The following is a 16,930-nucleotide window of genomic DNA, read 5'->3' as shown; positions in this document are numbered from 1 at the left end:
ATTATCTCGGATAGAGTAATAATATGCTGGCTGGACAGTAGTGCGATATATAAGGTTATTCTTAGACGACCTGCATCATCCGGCGCTCGAAGCGACCGATCCGAACCTGCAGCCAGCCCCGGAGCGACTCGTCGAGGTCATCGTCGTCGGTATCGACCCGGAGCACCGACAGGTCGTCGAGTTTCCGGCGCGAGGCGACGACTTCGAGATCGCAGCGTTCGATCACGGCCGGCGAGATCTGATCGTTCCCACGGCCGAACACGAACCCCTGCCCGCCGATTGGCGAGACGACGATGACGGCGGGGTCGTCCAGAACGTCGAGGATGTCTGCCTCGGTGGCGTCTCGAACGAGCACCTCGCCGGCCGGCGACGCCGGCTCGTGGTAGCTTGTCGCCTCGACGCCGTCGGGGGCGGCTCGCCAGACATCGACGCCCAGCGGCGAGCCCTCGAAACCGAGACGGGACTTGATCTCCCCGACGGTGCTTCCGGGGCCGAGCACGTAGGTCGTCCCCGGCTCGATGTCCCGAATGAACCCTTCCGCGAGCGTCTCGACGCTGCCGCCGCCGATCTGCTTGCTCGACTGAAGATCCTCGGCGACCGGCACGGGTCGGACGGCTCGGAGTTCGGTTTCGACCTCGCCGCCGCGGTAGGCGTCCTCGTCGATGTCGTTGATCTCTCGGTCTTCGACGCGCTCGAACGTCGCCGCGATGCGGCCGGCGTCCCGCGGCGTCACGCCGAACACCGACGAGTACACCTTGACGCCCGCGGGGACGCCGAGCATCGGCGTCTCGACGCCCAGTTCGTCGAGCGCCGTGGCAACGTCGACCGCGGTGCCGTCGCCGCCGACGAACACGACGAGGTCGACGCCGTGCTCGACGAAGGCTCTCACGGCCGCCCGCGTGTCCTCGGCCGTCGTCGCGCCCGGTTCGACCGTGCCCGGCTCGGCGGCGTCCGCGGCTGGTTCGTAGACGATCGTCGGCTCCACCCCCGTAGCCCGGATCGCATCCGCGCCCATCGCCCCGCCGGCTGCGAGCACCTCGATATCGGCCTCGGCGTGGCGCGCCAGCGACTCTATGGCTTCGGTCGCGCGATCGGGCGCTCGCGGCGTCGCGCCCCGTTCGACGGCCTGTTCGACCTTCCCGTCAGTTCCCTTGAGTCCGACGCGACCGCCCATCCCGGCGACGGGGTTCACGACGACGCCGATCCGACGCATGCGTGTCGCTTGGACGACCGGGGAGAAAAGGCCGCCGCTCGCCGGGAACGGTTCGCGGCCAGCGAGCGGGTGCTCGCCGTGCGAACGACGGGAAGGGTTCTCAAACTTTATGAGAACGGGACGGCAACACGCGGGTATGACCCTTGCACCGCTGGCTGCGGAACTGCCGATGTGGGAGACGAGCCTCGCCGTTCTGGGAACGAGCCTGCTGATCACCGCGGCGTGGCTGTTCTACCTGTTCCGATAGCGCGCCAACGACGAATGCGCAGCCTCTAGCGCTCCTCTGTCTCGACCACGTCGACCCGCTCGCTGAGCCACTCGGCCGCGGCCTCGACGGCCTCCGAGTCGGCGTCTTTGAGCTTCACGCGGACGTACTCGCCGGGGTAGCTACCGACGCCCACGTCGAAGCGCTCGCGGAGATCACCAAGTCGGTCCAGCAGTGCGCTCTCCGGCTCGTCGACAGTGACGACGACGGTGTGGGTCCGCTCGCCGGCGAACTCCTCGGCCACCTGCTCGAACATCCCCTTCATCTCCGGGGGAACGCCGGGCAGGACGTACACCTCGTCGTCGACGACGCAGCCGGGCGCGACGCCCACGTCGTTGTGGAGCACGCGAGCACCGGCCGGCAGGTGACTCGTCCCCTCGACTAGATCGTCGCGCTCGTAGCCGCCGTGCTCGACGAGCCACTCGACGGCATCGGGGTTGCGCTCGACCTCGCGCCCGAACGCCGCGGCGACGCCGTCCATCGTCACGTCGTCGTGGGTCGGCCCCAGCCCGCCGGTGACGATCACCGCGTCGTACTCGGCGCGATACTCGTTGACCAGCCGGGCGATATCGGCGATCCGATCGGGAACGACCGCCACTCGCTCGACGTCGACGCCGCGCTCGTCGAGGCGGTCGCACAGCCACGTGGCGTTCGTGTTCGTCGTGTCGCCGGCCAGAATCTCGTCGCCGACGTTGATGACCGCGACGTGCATACTGGCCCGTTGCGCGCCGGGCGATAAAAGTTCGCGGGAGCGGGCGGGGACGGCCGGTTCGCGCTACCTATCCCATCCCCGGCGGCGGCCGCTTGCCGTCGTCGTCGTCCGGGTCGAGTTCGAGTCCGTGCTCCTGTCGGCGCTCCTTGAGTTGGCGGATCTGGCGGTTGAAGTAGAAGTACCCGCCGAGCGCGACGATGCCGAGGCTGACGACCAGCGTGTAGAAGAAGTACTGGTCGCGGTCGAGGTAGTACTTGAGATGCACGGGGTTGGAGACGTCACTCCAGACGACGTGCATCCGGTCGCCGACCATCTCCGTCCGGTAGTTGCCCGGGCTAACGTGGCCGAGCAGGAAGTCTTCGGTGCTGTGGTTCGCCGGAAGCGCAACGCGGTAGGAGCCTTCGACGTACGCCGGCAGGCGGAGTTCCTTCGAGTTCGTCCGAGAGGTAAAGGCCAGCTTTCCGTCCTCGTTGGGCAGGTCGATAACCGTGGCCTCGCTGGTCTGCTCGACGTCGAGTTCGGTGCCGTTGTAGTAGGTTCCGTTGTCCGAGCGGAACACGACCGCACTGATCTCGAGTGGTCGGTCGCTGGTGATGCCGCTCCGATACAGTTCGAGTTGGTCCCGGTCGGAGACGTCGTAGACTGCCTCGAACTCGGCCTCGCCGATGAGCGATCCGGCGCTGTCGACGTTGATGAACACGTCCTGCTGGACGCTCCAGTTGTACGTGGCGTTCTCGTTCAGTTGCTCCTCGTCGACGCCGCCACCGCCGCCGACACAGCCCGCTGTGAGCGCGAGTACGGCGACCGCGACCGTGGCGACGAGCAGCCGGCGATTCATGGAACGACGGCGCGAAGCTCCGAGGGCAGGTACTGCCCGACGCTTGCGACCAGCCCCGGCGGGTCGGTGTCCTCGCCGCAGATGACGCTCTGTTCGAGCAGGCCCAGCCGTTCGACGGTGACGATGTCTTGGGCGTGGCCGGCGCGGTTGATCGTCGCCCGGACCTCGGCGCGGGTTGCGCTGTTGACGTTCACACGGCCCGTGCCGCGGGTCCACTCGTACAGCTGGTCCTGCTGGGCCTCGGAGAGTCGGGCGTCGGCTTCGGCGTCGCCATAGACGAACTCTAGAGGCGTGTGCTGGACGATGCCGAATCGCTGGCGGATCTGCTCGGGGCGGCCTTGCCCGAGTCCGAGGTCGGCCGTCGAGATACGAACGGCGCCGCCGGCGTCGAGCACGAACCCGTCGTCATCCCACGATTCGAGCGTACCGACGTACGTCTCGCCTGCTTGGAAGTCGTCGGTGATCGCTCCCCACTCCTCGGTGAGTACGTTGCGGGCGACGACGGCGTCCTCGCCTTCGATCGTGACCGAGGGGAAGTCGTCGTGCCGGACGCCGAGTTCGAACTCCACGTCCAACTCGCCGATGTCGTTGTTGATCAGCGAGCGCAGCGAGTCGAGCGCCCGATCTTCGGCGTCGCCGGAGACGTACAGCTTCGTTGCGAGGACGACCATTATGCCTCGGCCTCGATGTCGATGTTCAGCTCGTCGCGCAGGTTCTCGATGCGCTCGTCCATCGCGTCGACGAGATGGGTGTTCTCCATCGACTCCAGCGGCGAGCCACACTCGGGACACTCGAAGCCGAAGTCCATCGCCTCGCCGAACTCGAAGCGGATCGAACAGACCTCACAGAGGTAGAACTCGTGAGTCCGCTCGTACTCGCGGCGCTCTTCGAGGGCCTCGTAGAGGCGGTGCATCTCCTCTTCGAGGTTCTCGGGAATCTTGTCGTACTCGAACGTCCAGAGGTACGTGAGCCATCCCGAGTCCTCGTCGCGGAGCCGACGGTACGACGCCAGGTCGTTCTCGTAAAGGATAAACAGCGCCCGGCGAACGTCGTTGAGCTCCATGTCGAGCTCCTCTGCCAGTTCCTCGTCCGTGACCTCGCCGTCCGGCGGAGCGGCCGCAACCGGCATGCCCTTCGGCCCGACCAGCTCGTGTAGGTACTTCTGGATGACGGGGTCCTCGAGGAGATCCTCAAAAGCCATTGTTCTAGTGGCGGGTGTCCGCGAGTTTAAAAGTACCGTTCGGAACGCGAGGGGTCGACTCGTAGCCTTTTTTGACCGTCCCCGGCTACCTCGCTCCAATGGACGTACTGGTCGTCGGTGCCGGAGCGATGGGACGCTGGTTCGGCGCGACGCTAGCCGCCGTTGACGAGGCGACGTTCGATGTCGCCTTTACCGATCTCGACGCCGAGGCCGCGGCTACCGCCGCCGACGCAATCGGCGGGCGAGACGTGCCGACCGACACCGAGGACCGATTCGATGTCGTCTGTCTCGCGGTGCCGATGTCGATCGCGGAAGCTGCCATCGACGAGTACGCCGATCGGGCGATTGAGGCGCTCGTCGACGTGACCGGCGCGATGGCCGAGCCGGTGGCTGCGATGGCAGCCCACGCCCCCAACCGGGAGCGAGCGAGCTTGCACCCGCTGTTCGCGCCGTCGAACGCGCCGGGCAACGTCGCCGCCGTCCGGGCGTCGCCGGGACCGACCACCGACGCCGTGCTCGACGCCATCGCGGCGGCGGGCAACGACGTGTTCGAGACCACGCCCGCGGAACACGACGAGGCGATGGCGACCGTACAGGCGAGTGCCCACACCGCGGTACTTGCTTACGCGTTGGCGGCCGAGTCCGTCCCCGACCGGTTCCAGACGCCGATCTCGGAGGGCTTGCTGGATCTGGTCGAGCAGGTGACCGGCAACAGCCCGCAGGTGTACGCCGAGATCCAGTCGACGTTCGACGGCGCCGACGCGGTCGCGGCGGCGGCCCGGCGGATCGCCGAGGCGGACACCGACGAGGCGTTCGTCGAACTGTACGAGGAGGCTCGATCGGCCGTCGACGAGTCGGCAGGGGCGGGTCACGGGGGAGACCAATGACCGACGAGCGCCAAGCGATCGTCGAGAACGCCAAATATCTGCGCGAGGTGCGCCCGATCGACCCCGACGAGATCTACGAGTACGTCGCCAGCCAGCCCCATCCCGCGGTCGTCCGACAGGTGCTCCGGGAGGAGGCCGTCGCGCTCGGCCTGCGCGAACGCGAGGACGGCACGTTCGTCCCCGTCTCCGAAGAGCCGGTGACGGCGACGCCGGGCACGGTCGAGGCGCTTCCCGAGACGTACGCCGACCGGCTCGACGATCTGCTCGTCGATGAGTACGGCCCGGACTGGCACGACGGCCCCTCCGGAGACCTGCTCAGGCTGACGATCCGGCGGCTCAAGGACGCCTACTACCGACAGCATCCCGTTGAGTACGATCGCGAGGCCGCGCTCGGCTACGCTATCTACCACCTTCCAGATAACTACGCGGTCGTCCAGTACGCGCTCGCAGATCTGACCGAGCGCGGGCTGGTCGGGCGTCGCCTGCGCGTACTCGACGTGGGCGCCGGCGTCGGCGGCCCGGCGCTCGGGCTGCACGACCTGCTGGCCGACGACGCGCTGGTCGAGTATCACGCCGTCGAGCCCAGCGCGGCCGCCGACGTGCTCGACGGGCTGCTCGCCGAGACCTCGCGGAACTTCCACCCGACGATCCACCGCGAGCGCGCCGAGGCGTTCGACCCCGAGAGCGTCCTCGACGCGCAGTTCGACGCCGGCGACGAGGCTGTCGGGTTCGACCTGATCATCTTCGGCAACGTGTTGAACGAACTCGACGACCCGGTCGCCGTCACACGGCGGTATCTCGACGCGCTGGCGCCCGACGGCTCGATGGTCGCGCTCGCGCCGGCCGATCAAAACACCAGCACCGGACTTCGGCAGGTCGAACGCGCGCTCGCCGACGAACCCGCGGAGAGCCAGCCACCGGCGACCGTCTTCTCGCCGACGGTGCGGCTGTGGCCCGGCGAGACGCCGACCGATCGGGGCTGGTCGTTCGACGTTCGGCCCGACCTCGCAGTGCCGGCCTTCCAGCGGCGTCTCGACGAGGCGGCCGACGACGCCGACCACGATCCCGGCGAGTTCGTCAACGTCGACGTGCAGTTCTCCCACTCGATCCTGCGGCGCGACGGCCTGCGCAAGTACGACCTCGATCCCGAACCCGACCGGTACGCGAAGATGGCCGAGATGGAGCGGCACGTCTCCGAGCGGATCGACCTGCTGGCGATGAAGCTCAGCCGGTCGCTCTCGGAGGGCGACGCCAACCCGCTGTACAAGATCAGCGACGGCAGCGAGGCGACCGAGCACTACGCCGTGTTGACCCGTGAAACGTCACTGAACCGCGATCTGGCGGCCGCCGAGTACGGCGACCTGCTCTCGATCGAGTCGGCGCTCGCGCTGTGGAACGACGACGAGGGGGCGTACAACCTCGTCGTCGACGACGAGACGGTGATCGACCGGCTCGTCAGATGACGGATAATGAATGTTTTGATTTTTGTATAGATTTCGGCGTCTCGACCGCTGGCACAGGAGTGGGGCGTCCGAATACCGAATGAACTAAATAGAGTGCTGGGCAATTTCTACGAAAGGATTCACCCGGGGTTTTTCCAGGATTTCCTGCCCGGTCAGCCCCCGCCTTCGCACTATGACAGAGTCAAACGCACGGACGCGAACCCGAACGGACGAACAGGAGCGAGAGAGCGAATCGACCGAAGAGAGCATCTCCTGCCCGGAGTGTAGCGGCCAGCTCATCAACGACGAGGAACACGGCGAGACGATCTGTGCCGACTGCGGCCTCGTCGTCGAGGAGGACTCGGTCGACCGCGGCCCCGAGTGGCGCGCGTTCGACGCCCGCGAGAAGAACGAGAAGTCCCGCGTCGGCGCCCCCACGACGAACACGATGCACGACAAGGGGCTCTCGACCAACATCGACTGGCGCGACAAGGACGCCTACGGCAACTCGCTTGGCTCCCGACAGCGCGAGAAGATGCAGCGCCTGCGCAAGTGGAACGAGCGATTCCGCACGCGTGACTCCAAGGAGCGCAACCTCAAGCAGGCGCTCGGCGAGATCGACCGCATGGCCTCCGCGCTGGGCCTGCCGAGCAACGTCCGCGAGACCGCCAGCGTGATCTACCGGCGCGCGCTCAACGAGGACCTCCTGCCCGGACGCTCGATCGAGGGCGTCTCGACGGCCTGTGTCTACGCCGCCGCACGGCAGGCCGGCGTGCCCCGGAGTCTGGACGAAATCGCGGAAGTCTCCCGCGTCGAGAAAAACGAGGTCGCTCGCACCTACCGCTACGTGGTACGCGAACTCGGGCTGGAGGTCCAGCCCGCCGACCCCGAGAGCTACGTTCCCCGCTTTGCCTCCGGACTCGAACTCTCCGACGAGGCCGAGCACCGCGCCCGAAAGCTCCTCCAGAACGCCAAGGAGAAAGGCGTCCACTCGGGCAAGAGCCCGGTCGGCCTCGCGGCCGCCGCCGTCTACGCCGCCGCGCTGTTGACCAACGAGAAGACCACGCAGGCCGCCGTCAGCGAGGTCGCCGACATCTCGGAAGTGACGATCCGCAACCGCTACCACGAACTGCTCGAAGCCGAGGAGAGCCTCGGTCTGGCCTGAGTATCGCCCGCTCAGCGGTTCCGGAGAAGATGCTTTTTTGAGGCCGGCACGCGCGCCCTACAGTATGAACTTCGACGAGTTCGTTCTCTGTGCGGCCACGGCGAGTCTCGACGACGAGCCGGCCGCCCGCGAGCACGCCGATGCCGTCGAGTTTCGGATGGATCTGGCCGAGGACCCGATCGAGGCGCTCGAGGCCTACGACGGCGAGCTACCGATCTTGGCGACCAACCGCGCCGACTGGGAGGGCGGCGAGGCGACGGGACACGACCGGCTGTCGGACCTGCGCGACGCCGCCGAACTCGACGCCGTCGAGGCGATCGACATCGAACTCGACAGCGTCCGAACCGAGGAGGGCGAGCAGGTCGCCGCCGCGGCCCGGGATGCCGGCGCTGCGGTCGTCGTCTCGGTCCACGACTTCGAGCGCACGCCGTCGTCGGCGGACCTGCGGAACGTGCTCTCGGAGGCGACAGCCGTCGGCGATGTCGGGAAGCTAGCCGTCACCGCTCGGACGCCCGAGGACGTGCTGGCGCTGCTCACGGCGACCGAGGAGTTCGACGCTCGGGGCGAGCGCGTCGCCACGATGGCGATGGGCGAGGCGGGACGCCACTCCCGCGCCGTGGCGCCACTGTACGGCTCCCGGATCGGCTACGCGCCGGTCGATCCCGACGATGCGACCGCTCCCGGACAGTACGATCTGGCGACGCTCCGAGACCTCATCGACCAGTTGCAGTCGGGAGAGTAGGGCGTCCGGTCGCGTCCTGCGCCGGTCTGTCGGCCGCTATCAGTCGAAACCCGAAGCGTAATGCCCGGGGCGTCACAACGCCGAGGAAAGAGAATGGTCCGAAAGCGTCCACTCGTCGCCGTCGCGCTCTCTCTGTATCCCGGGTTGGGGCACGTCTATCAGCGCCGGTGGCTGCGCGCGCTGTTGTGGTTCGGACTGGTCGCTTCCGCGCTCGCGTTCGTCGCGCCCGAGGCGGCGCTGGACGGGTCGATGTCTCTCCTCGCCAGCGTCGATCTCCTCTTCGAACAACTCACCGTCGCCGAGGAGTTCGCCCTCGCGTCGATTGTCGGATTCAATATGCTCGACGCGTACGTGTTGGCCGCCCACGCCGGTCGGCAGGTCGACGACGGGACCCCGACCTGCCCCAACTGCGGCAAGGAACTCGACGACGATCTGGAGTTCTGTCACTGGTGTACGGCGCGATTCGACAAGCCGAGAGAAAACGAGTCGGCCTGAGGTCGCTTCGGCGTCCCTACGGACGCGGACTCACTTTTCGATGATGCTCTCTTCGACGGCCTCGCCGAAGTGGCGGGCGCCGTCGCCGTAGTACAGTTTGACCTCGTCGCCTTCTGCGAGATCGGTCACCGCGGTGCGGCCCTCGCCGGTGGCGACTTTCACGGTCTCAGCGTTCTGGATCAGCGTCTCGACGCGGTCGCCGTCGACGTCGAGTTCGACCCGGAACATCGGGCGCTTCTCGATCTTGACGCGGCCGACGATCGCTTCGCGGGTGTTGCCGTTAACGTCGACGACCTGCACCTCGTCGCCGCTTTTGAGCTCCGAGAGGTACTTCGTGCCGCCGTCGGGCGTCCGGATGTAGGCGTGGACCGCGCCGGCGTTGACCCGGAACGGCCGGGAGGCGACGTAGGGGGACTCGGCGGTTTCGGCGTGAACGAAGACCAGCCCGCGGGACATCGAGCCGATGAGCATCCCCTCGTCGTGGTCCATCAGGTTGCCCGTGTCGACGCAGACTCGGTCGGCGCTACCGGCGCGTTCGACGTTGGTGACTTCTCCCCACTCCAGATCGAGCGTCTCGCGCTCGGCTTCGTCGCGGACCTCGACGGTCTCGCGGATCTCGTCGGGGTCGGAGCTGTCGAGCAACACGGCGTCGGCGCCGAGTTCGAGCGTCTCGTAGGCGGTCTGGGCCTCCTCGGCCGTCGTGACGCCGGCGATCAGCGTCGTCTCCTCGCCGATGCGCGCGATCAGGTTTTCGAGGGGGATGATCTGCCAGTTCTCGCTGACGATGATCGTGTACTCGGCGTCGTCGGCGGCCGACTGGGCGAACGCCTCGTAGTCCTCGTCGAAGATACGGACGTAGGCGCCCTGTGCTCGGTCGTCGTCCCGGCGGAGCGTAGAGAGATCCGCAGAGCCCGAGAAGTCGCCCGGAAGGTCGACTGTGCCGTCGCCCTCGCCGTCCTTGCCGACGACGTAAGCGTCGGGCTCGGCGTCTTCTTCGACCTCGCTTTCGGCGTCGTCGATCACGTCAACGTCGCCGCCGGTCCGGAACGCCGCGACGTTCACGTCACCCAGTTCGCGGACGCGGGCCACGTCGTGCTCGTCGACGAGCACCCAGTCGACGCCGGATTCGAGTCCGGCGGTGATCCGCTTGCGTCGTTCGTCCCAGTCGCCGACGGAGTCGTCGGCCTTCAGCCAGACGGAGCGTGTCATACTCCAACGCTCGCAGGGACCGGGCTTGAACGTGGCGGAACGTCGGAAGCTTGCGCGAACGGTGGCGAGACAACAGTACCGATCGTATCGATCGTACTGATTAGTATGATAGTAGCGATACTATCGACAAAGTAGATAAGATCCGGTAGCGCGCCCCTTCGAGTATGGCGACAAGCCTCGACGACGATCGTGATGCCCCCCGATCAGACAGCCCCCTCCTCGGCGTCGATGTCGAGTGCGACGACGACAGGGTCGCACTCGTCGCGCGGGTACTCGTCACGGAGTTCGGCGGCCCTGCGCTGTGCCAGTTCGGACGGGCACCGACGGCCGCGGCCGCCCGGCGGATCGCGCAGGACCGGACCGGCTGCGAGGCGACGCCGCTTCCCGACATCTGTTCGGAGGCCGACCTCGACGTGCCGACGACGGCCCGCGCCGAAAACGCGCTGCTGTCGGAGCTCACCAATCCGGCCGCCCCCGACGAGATCCGGCAACTCGCCGAGCGCGTCGAGCGCTGCCGGCAGGTGTTGGTGGCGACCGCCCGCGAGCGCGCCGGCCCCCCGCGGATCACCACGGTGCTGTGTGGCGACGGCACCACTGACCCGGACGATGTCGAGGTGCCGGCGCACGTCGAGCCGCTGCCGCCCGGCGAGAGCGTCGAGGAGCTAAAGGCGTACTACCACCGACTGCGGTCGGACCTACGCTGTGCCCGGCTCGGCTTCCGGCTGTACGACGCCGTCGTCGAGGCCGAACTTGGCGGACCACAATGAGTGCGGCCGCGCTCGGTGGTGGCACCATGCGAGTGACGCCGACCGGGATTTCGCCGCGGCTGACCGCCGGGCCGCCGCCCCCGCCGCGGCGTCCTGACGCCGACGCTCGTCGGCCAGTCCCTCGCTGACGTGGTCCCTCCCCACACCCCGCTGATGCTGCCCCCTTCCCCCATCGTCCCCGTTGACGCCATCTCCCTCCCACCGCCCCGCTGACGCTGCCCCCTCCCACCGCCCCGCTGACGCTGCCCCCTCCCACCGCCCCGCTGACGCCACCTCCACTCCCCACCCTCCCGTCGCTTGCCGCCGCTCCACAGATCCTGCTTTTCGCCGGGCTGTCGGGTGTTGTTACTCGACGGTCTACTCGGGATGCGCCAGTTTGTGCCGAAACGCCCGGAGCGCGTCGTGGCCGCGGTCGGTCAACGCGACGAGATGCCGCCGACCGACTTTCTTGATCTCCAGATACCCGTCCTCGACCAGCGGCGCGACGACGTGCGTGTCGAGCAGCCGGAACTTCGCCTTGTCGTTGGCGGGATCGCGATCGGCGATAAAGGAAAGCGCCTCCGCTTCGGCGTGGTCGATCAGGTCGCGCTTTTTCGGGCGGGCGGTGCCGCCCTCGCGCTCGGCGACGTAGGACATGATCGCAACTTGATCGCGCGAGGGCGAGTCAACGGGGTAGGTCGGTAGCGTCGCCAGATCGGAGAATCCCTCGCTGATCGGCTCTGCTTCGGCGTCGTGGGCGTAGCTCTCCGGCTCGACGTAGTAGGCGGTCGCGTCGGTCGACACGTCCATGCAGGCGATCGTCGCGCCGATGGCGGCGATCGTGCCCGCGCCCGAGACGTTCACGCGCACCGAATCGCCGCGGTGCTCGGCCGCCACGGTCGTGACGACGCCGAGCACGTCGTACACGTCGACGAGATTGCAGTCGCGGCGACGCACTTCGATGCCCTCGTCTTCGATGGCGGCGACGACCTCGTCGTGGTACGTCGGCGTCGTCCCGTGTGGGTCGTCGTGTTCGAGCAGGTAGACCACGTCGGCGCGGTAGCGCACGACCGGCTCGACGATCCGGTCGAACTCGCTCCCGAACGGCACGACGTGTACCCGATCGACGGCGTCCATGGCAGGGAGCGCGCGCTCGCCGCGCAAAACAGTTACGTTCGCTTACGCTTCGACGGCCAGTCCGGCCCGTTCGAGAGCTTCCTCGGAACTGAGATCCTCGTGGACGACGCCGGTCACGGCTTCCGAAATCGCGCGGGGGTCCTCGTGCTGGAAGATCGATCGACCCATCGAGATGCCGTCGGCGCCGGCGTCCATCGCCCCGCGGACCATCTCGATCGTCTCGCGGTCGGTGCCCCGCGCGCCGCCGGCGATGACGACCGGCAGGCTGGTCGAGGACGTGACGTGCGCGAAGCTCTCGGCGTCGCCGCTGTAGGCGGTCTTGACGATGTCTGCGCCGACCTCCTCGGCGAGTCGGACCGCGTGGCCCAGATTCTCGGCGTCGTGCTCTGGGTCCTCGCCTTCGAGGTGTACTCCGCGGGCGTAGGCCATCGCCAGCACCGGGATGCCGAGGCGGTCGGCCTCGTCAGTAACTTTGGCCAGATCAGCTAACTGGTCGCGCTCGTACTTGCTGCCGACGTTGATGTGGTAGGAGACGGCGTCGGCGCCGGCGCGGACGGCCTCCTCCACCGTTCCGGTGCGGCGCTTGTCGTTCGAGTCCGGCCCGATCGAGGTAGAAGCGTTGAGATGGACGATGAAGCCTTTTCCGTTCTTGTTCCCGTGAACGCGGGAGGCGATCCCCTTCTGGGTGAGCACGGCGTCGACGCCGCCGCTGGTCACCGCGTCGATCGTCGATTCGATGTCTTTGAGTCCCTGTACTGCGCCGAGTGTGATCCCGTGGTCCATCGGGACGACGACGAATTTCCCGTCTGTCCCGATGCGCTCGAGTCGCGCGTCCGTTCCGATAGTCATGGTATGTGAGTCTCTGGCAATCTGCGGTTATGAAGCTTTCCGATTCGTACGGTGGTACGTCTGGCTCGTCGTCACGTCGTGCGGTCGACCGGTTCGCCGACTTCGTCGGGCCGCGCTTCGGCGCCATCGATCGCACCGGCTTTCAGCTCGGCGGCTTTGGCTTCGAGCCGCTCCGCGACGGTCCCCTCGTCACCGTCGCCCTCAGCGACGATGTCGACGAACACGCTGCCGGCGACGACGCCGTCGGCGCCCGCCGCGACGATCTCTGCGGCGTGCTCGCGCTCGCTGACGCCGAAGCCGACCGCTTTGGGGACCGACCACTCTGCGAGTCGTGCGAGGCTCTCGTGGGTGGCGTCGCTGACATCGGCTTGTGCCCCCGTCGTTCCGAGTCGGGCCTGCACGTAGACGAACCCCGAGACGCGCTCGCGCATCGCCTCTAAGCGCTCGTCGGTGGTCGTCGGCGCGACGACGAATATCAGATCGACGCCGAACTCGTCGCAGGCCTCCCGGAGCGGATCGGACTCGTCGACCGGCAGGTCGGGGATGATCAGCCCGGAGATACCCGCCTCGGCGGCGCGCCGGACGAACGGGCGCAGGCGTTCGTAGTCGCTGCCCTCCCGGGCGTCGCCGTACTGGTACAGCAGGTTGTAGTAGGTCATACAGACGAGCGGCACGTCCACGTCGAGCGATTCGACCAGTTCGAAGTAGCGTTCGGGCGTCGTGCCCGCCGCGAGCGCGCGCTGGATTGCGTTCTGGATCGTCGGCCCGTCCGCGATCGGCTCGGAGAAGGGCATCCCGAGTTCGATCACGTCGGCGCCGCCGGCCGCGAGCGCCTCGACGTACTCGGCGGTCGCTTCGGGCTCTGGATCGCCCGCCGTGACGTAGGGGACCAGCGAGGGCTCGTCGCCCGCGAATGCGGCTTCGATCTCGCCAGCAGCGGCGGCGTCGCCGGTCGCCGCAGCGGCGTCGTCACTCATGGAAGACCCCCATGTCAGGCGCGGCATCGATGTCGCGCTTCTCGGTCTCCTCGATGGCCGATTCGAGGTCCTTGTCGCCCCGACCGGAGACGTTCACGACGATCACGTCGCCCAGATCGTGTTCGGCCGCTTCCTCCGGGATGCCGTCGGGACCGAGTTGCTGTTCGAGGAACGCGACGGCGTGGGCCGACTCCAGCGCGGGGATGATCCCCTCGGTCTGCGAGAGCCGGTGGAACCCCTCCAGTGCGGCGTCGTCGTCGACGCTGACCGGCGTGACGTGGCCCTCGTCGACGAGATAGGACAGCTCCGGCCCGACGCCGGCGTAGTCCAGCCCCGAGGAGACGCTGTGGGACTCGACGATCTGGCCGTCGGCGTCCTGCAGGAGCTTGGTGCGGGCGCCGTGGAGCACGCCCTCCTCGCCCGACGACAGCGACGCCGAATGCGGGGCGACGCCCTCGTCCTCGTCGACGAACAGGCCCTCGCCGCCGGCCTCGACGGCGTAGAGCGTCGTCTCTCCGTCTTCCGCGTCCGGGACGAACTCGTGGAACGTCCCCATCGTGTTCGAGCCGCCGCCGGCGCAGGCGACGACGCTGTCGGGCAGGCGACCGGCCTGTTCCTGAACCTGCTCGCGGGCCTCCTCGCTGATGACCGACTGGAAGTCTCGGACCATTCGCGGGAACGGGTGGGGACCGACGATCGAGCCGATCACGTAGTGGGTGTCCTCGACGCTGGTCGCCCACTCGCGCATCGTCTCGTTGATCGCCTCCTTGAGCGTACCTCGTCCGACCGTCACCGGAACGACTTCGGCGTCGTTCAGGCGCATTCGGAACACGTTGGGGCGCTGACGATTGATGTCGCGCTTGCCCATGTAGATCTCGCAGGGCATGTCCAGATGCGCCGCGGCCATCGCCGTCGCCGTGCCGTGCTGGCCGGCGCCGGTCTCGGCGACGATTCGGTCTTTCCCCATGTACTTCGCCAGCAGCACCTGCCCGAGCGCGTTGTTGAGTTTGTGAGCGCCGCCGTGGAGCAGATCTTCACGCTTGAGGTAGATGTCGGCGTCGTAGCGCTCGCTCAGTTGGTCGGCCCGCTGCAAGGGTGTGGGCCGGCCGCCGAAGTCGGCCAGGCGCTCGCGGAACTCGTCCATGAAGCCGTCCTCGTTGTCGAGGACGTAGCGCTCGTAGGCGTCGGTGAGTTCCTCGATCGCCGGCATCAACACTTCCGGTACGTACTGTCCGCCGTAGTCTCCGAACTTCGTCGTGCTCATGTTAGTCGTTGTCGTGAGTCTGGGACTCGGCCGCCGTCAGTCGTTCGGTGTTCGCCTGTACCGCCGCGGTCGGATCGTCCGCGTCCTCGTAGTCCATGATCGCACTCCCGACCAGCAGGGCGTCAGCGCCCGCCCGACGCATTCGCCGGGCGTCGTCTGGCGTCGAGACGCCGCTCTCTGCGATCAGCGTCACGTCGTCGGGTGCGTGCTCGGCGACCGTCTCGAACGTCGAGAGGTCGACCTCCAGTTTGGCGAGGTCGCGGTTGTTCACGCCGACGAACTCGGCGCCCGCGTCGATCGCGCGCTCTAACTCCTCTCGCGTGTGGACTTCGACGAGCACCTGAAAGCCGCGATCGCGGGCCGCCGCCAGCAGGTCGGCCAAATCGTCGCCGACGAATCGCGCGATCAGCAGGACGACATCGGCCTCGACGGCGTCGAGTTGAGACTCCTCCAGTAGGAAGTCCTTGCGCAGCACCGGCACGTCGACGGCGTCGCGCACCGACTGGAGGTACTCCGGGCTGCCGCCGAAGTGCTCTGGTTCGGTGAGCACCGACAGCGCCGCGGCGCCGCCGTCGACCATCGCGCGGGCGAGTTCGACCGGATCCTCCGTCCGGGTGCCGTCCGTGGTGGGACTTGTCGGCTTCACCTCGGCGATCACCGGCGCACGACCGTCGGCCTCGGCTGCCGCGAACGCGGCGTCCAGCGATCGCGGATCGACCGCGACGCGACCACTCTCGGGCGCGTCCCGAGCGTCGGCGGCGTCGAGGATCGACCGAACTGCTGGTGCTACGTCTTCATCAGCGTCCATTATCGTACATTAACGGACGGAAATGCACATAAGACTTGCGCACCGGACACGCTCGGATCGGTGTCGAAGCCGCGACAGCGCCGACGTACCAACGTTCAAGTCGGTGTCGACCCGACGCTATCGCATGAACCCAGACGACGCTGGTATCTACGCCCGTGACGCCGACTACCTTGACCGAGCGGTCCAACTCGGCGTCGCCAGCGGCAAGGTGTTGCGAGTGACGTTCCCCGACGCCCCGGACGCCGACGCGACGCCCGATCACCCGCTTTTGGACCGAATCGAGGACTACCTGACTGGCGTCGAGGAAGCCGACTTCGCCGACGTGCAGGTCGCCCTGACGGTGCCGACCGACCAGCGCAAGGTGCTCGAAACGGTGCGAGACGTTCCCTACGGCGAATCGATCACGGTCGCCGCCGTCGCACGCATGACGCCGAACCTGAACGACGACGAAGAAGCAGATATCGCGCTCGTTCGCACCGCATTGGCGGAGAATCCGGCGCCGCTGCTCATCCCCGACCACCGGATCAGCGACGGCCCCAGCGCCGCGCCGCCGCCGGTCGAACAGCGCCTGCGGTCGATCGAGGGGCTCTAAAGGCCCAGCGCGTCCCGGATCGACTCGACCAGACCCGACTCGCCAGTCGGTAGCTCGCGGGCCAGCGCGTCGAGTTCTTCGGCCCCGAAGCGCTCGTCGTTTCGCGCCGACTGGAGCCATTGCTCCCACTCCTCTTCGGTCAGCGTGCCGCGGGACTCCTCGCCCCACTGCTCGACGAGTTCCTCGCGGCCCGGAAACGGGACATCCATGTCGCCGCCGCCCCAGTACAGCGGGACCAGTTTGAACTCGTAGGTCTCGTGCTCCAGCGGCCGGAATCGGTAGGGGTACTCCTCGTAGAGGAACACGTCTTCGGTCGTGACGACCTCACCGTCCGGGAGTTCGAGCGTTTCCATCTTGCAGTGTCTTGGGCGCCCTCGGCCTTGAGGAT

General features: G+C 67.6%; 19 protein-coding genes. 7 read left to right on the top strand and 12 right to left on the bottom strand.

Annotated elements, in window-relative coordinates:
* Positions 1 to 61: 61 nt before the first annotated feature.
* The 5 genes from CRO01_RS10015 to tfe form a co-directional block, all read right to left on the bottom strand.
* Positions 62 to 1,213 (bottom strand): ATP-NAD kinase family protein, encoded by a 1,152-nt coding sequence (locus CRO01_RS10015; RefSeq protein ID WP_097008984.1) that lies wholly within the window; start codon positions 1,211 to 1,213, stop codon positions 62 to 64.
* 272 nt (positions 1,214 to 1,485) lie between these two features.
* Positions 1,486 to 2,190, bottom strand: coding sequence for a competence/damage-inducible protein A (locus tag CRO01_RS10010; protein WP_097008983.1), 705 nt, complete (start codon positions 2,188 to 2,190; stop codon positions 1,486 to 1,488).
* Positions 2,191 to 2,257: 67 nt separating this feature from the next.
* Positions 2,258 to 3,028 carry a DUF5803 family protein gene (locus tag CRO01_RS10005; protein ID WP_097008982.1) on the bottom strand — a complete coding sequence of 257 codons (771 nt, stop codon included), beginning with the start codon at positions 3,026 to 3,028 and terminating at the stop codon, positions 2,258 to 2,260.
* On the bottom strand, positions 3,025 to 3,699 hold the full coding sequence (locus tag CRO01_RS10000; RefSeq protein WP_097008981.1) for a DUF2110 family protein: 675 nt from the start codon (positions 3,697 to 3,699) through the stop codon (positions 3,025 to 3,027). The genes CRO01_RS10005 and CRO01_RS10000 overlap by 4 nt, the downstream gene beginning before the upstream one ends.
* A complete protein-coding gene (gene tfe / locus CRO01_RS09995; protein ID WP_097008980.1) occupies positions 3,699 to 4,229 on the bottom strand; it encodes a transcription factor E in 531 nt (176 codons plus the stop codon). Before tfe ends, CRO01_RS10000 begins: the two co-directional genes overlap by 1 nt.
* A 98-nt stretch (positions 4,230 to 4,327) precedes the next feature.
* Between tfe and CRO01_RS09990 the strand changes: the two genes are divergently transcribed.
* From CRO01_RS09990 to CRO01_RS09970, 5 genes are all read left to right on the top strand, one after another.
* Positions 4,328 to 5,116 carry a prephenate dehydrogenase/arogenate dehydrogenase family protein gene (locus CRO01_RS09990; RefSeq protein WP_097008979.1) on the top strand — a complete coding sequence of 263 codons (789 nt, stop codon included), beginning with the start codon at positions 4,328 to 4,330 and terminating at the stop codon, positions 5,114 to 5,116.
* Complete coding sequence (locus CRO01_RS09985) at positions 5,113 to 6,579, top strand: small ribosomal subunit Rsm22 family protein (RefSeq protein WP_097008978.1); 1,467 nt, start codon at positions 5,113 to 5,115, stop codon at positions 6,577 to 6,579. The genes CRO01_RS09990 and CRO01_RS09985 overlap by 4 nt, the downstream gene beginning before the upstream one ends.
* A gap of 172 nt (positions 6,580 to 6,751) precedes the next feature.
* On the top strand, positions 6,752 to 7,723 hold the full coding sequence (locus CRO01_RS09980; RefSeq protein ID WP_097008977.1) for a transcription initiation factor IIB: 972 nt from the start codon (positions 6,752 to 6,754) through the stop codon (positions 7,721 to 7,723).
* 64 nt (positions 7,724 to 7,787) lie between these two features.
* The gene (locus CRO01_RS09975; protein WP_097008976.1) at positions 7,788 to 8,465 is read left to right on the top strand and encodes a type I 3-dehydroquinate dehydratase; all 678 of its coding nucleotides are present in this window, start codon (positions 7,788 to 7,790) and stop codon (positions 8,463 to 8,465) included.
* Positions 8,466 to 8,558: 93 nt separating this feature from the next.
* A complete protein-coding gene (locus CRO01_RS09970; RefSeq protein WP_097008975.1) occupies positions 8,559 to 8,960 on the top strand; it encodes a zinc ribbon domain-containing protein in 402 nt (133 codons plus the stop codon).
* A 30-nt stretch (positions 8,961 to 8,990) separates the two neighbouring features.
* Here the strand turns inward: CRO01_RS09970 and CRO01_RS09965 are convergent, their stop codons facing one another.
* On the bottom strand, positions 8,991 to 10,169 hold the full coding sequence (locus CRO01_RS09965; RefSeq protein WP_097008974.1) for a 3-dehydroquinate synthase II: 1,179 nt from the start codon (positions 10,167 to 10,169) through the stop codon (positions 8,991 to 8,993).
* Positions 10,170 to 10,333: 164 nt separating this feature from the next.
* On the opposite strand from CRO01_RS09965, the gene CRO01_RS09960 reads away from it, so the two are divergent.
* Entirely contained in the window at positions 10,334 to 10,936 is a 603-nt protein-coding gene (locus CRO01_RS09960) for a hypothetical protein (RefSeq protein WP_097008973.1), read from the top strand.
* A gap of 357 nt (positions 10,937 to 11,293) precedes the next feature.
* Here CRO01_RS09960 and CRO01_RS09955 read toward each other — a convergent pair whose 3' ends face one another.
* The 5 genes from CRO01_RS09955 to trpC all read right to left on the bottom strand — a co-directional run bounded on the left by CRO01_RS09955 (position 11,294) and on the right by trpC (position 15,950).
* On the bottom strand, positions 11,294 to 12,052 hold the full coding sequence (locus tag CRO01_RS09955) for an HFX_2341 family transcriptional regulator domain-containing protein (RefSeq protein WP_097008972.1): 759 nt from the start codon (positions 12,050 to 12,052) through the stop codon (positions 11,294 to 11,296).
* A 42-nt stretch (positions 12,053 to 12,094) separates the two neighbouring features.
* Complete coding sequence (locus CRO01_RS09950) at positions 12,095 to 12,901, bottom strand: 2-amino-3,7-dideoxy-D-threo-hept-6-ulosonate synthase (RefSeq protein WP_097008971.1); 807 nt, start codon at positions 12,899 to 12,901, stop codon at positions 12,095 to 12,097.
* Between the two features lie 71 nt (positions 12,902 to 12,972).
* On the bottom strand, positions 12,973 to 13,878 hold the full coding sequence (gene trpA / locus CRO01_RS09945) for a tryptophan synthase subunit alpha (protein WP_097008970.1): 906 nt from the start codon (positions 13,876 to 13,878) through the stop codon (positions 12,973 to 12,975).
* Positions 13,871 to 15,142, bottom strand: coding sequence for a tryptophan synthase subunit beta (gene trpB / locus CRO01_RS09940; protein ID WP_097008969.1), 1,272 nt, complete (start codon positions 15,140 to 15,142; stop codon positions 13,871 to 13,873). Before trpB ends, trpA begins: the two co-directional genes overlap by 8 nt.
* Position 15,143: 1 nt before the next feature.
* A complete protein-coding gene (gene trpC / locus CRO01_RS09935; protein ID WP_097008968.1) occupies positions 15,144 to 15,950 on the bottom strand; it encodes an indole-3-glycerol phosphate synthase in 807 nt (268 codons plus the stop codon).
* Between the two features lie 124 nt (positions 15,951 to 16,074).
* Between trpC and CRO01_RS09930 the strand changes: the two genes are divergently transcribed.
* Entirely contained in the window at positions 16,075 to 16,542 is a 468-nt protein-coding gene (locus tag CRO01_RS09930) for an MGMT family protein (protein WP_097008967.1), read from the top strand.
* On the opposite strand, the gene CRO01_RS09925 is transcribed toward CRO01_RS09930, so the two are convergent.
* Positions 16,539 to 16,895 carry a hypothetical protein gene (locus CRO01_RS09925; RefSeq protein ID WP_097008966.1) on the bottom strand — a complete coding sequence of 119 codons (357 nt, stop codon included), beginning with the start codon at positions 16,893 to 16,895 and terminating at the stop codon, positions 16,539 to 16,541. The genes CRO01_RS09930 and CRO01_RS09925 overlap by 4 nt on opposite strands.
* Positions 16,896 to 16,930 lie beyond the last annotated feature (35 nt).

This window comes from Natronoarchaeum philippinense, assembly GCF_900215575.1.
Classification (GTDB): domain Archaea; phylum Halobacteriota; class Halobacteria; order Halobacteriales; family Natronoarchaeaceae; genus Natronoarchaeum; species Natronoarchaeum philippinense.
Note: the sequence above shows the minus strand (reverse complement) of the source record. Positions and strands in the feature narration are given on the sequence as shown.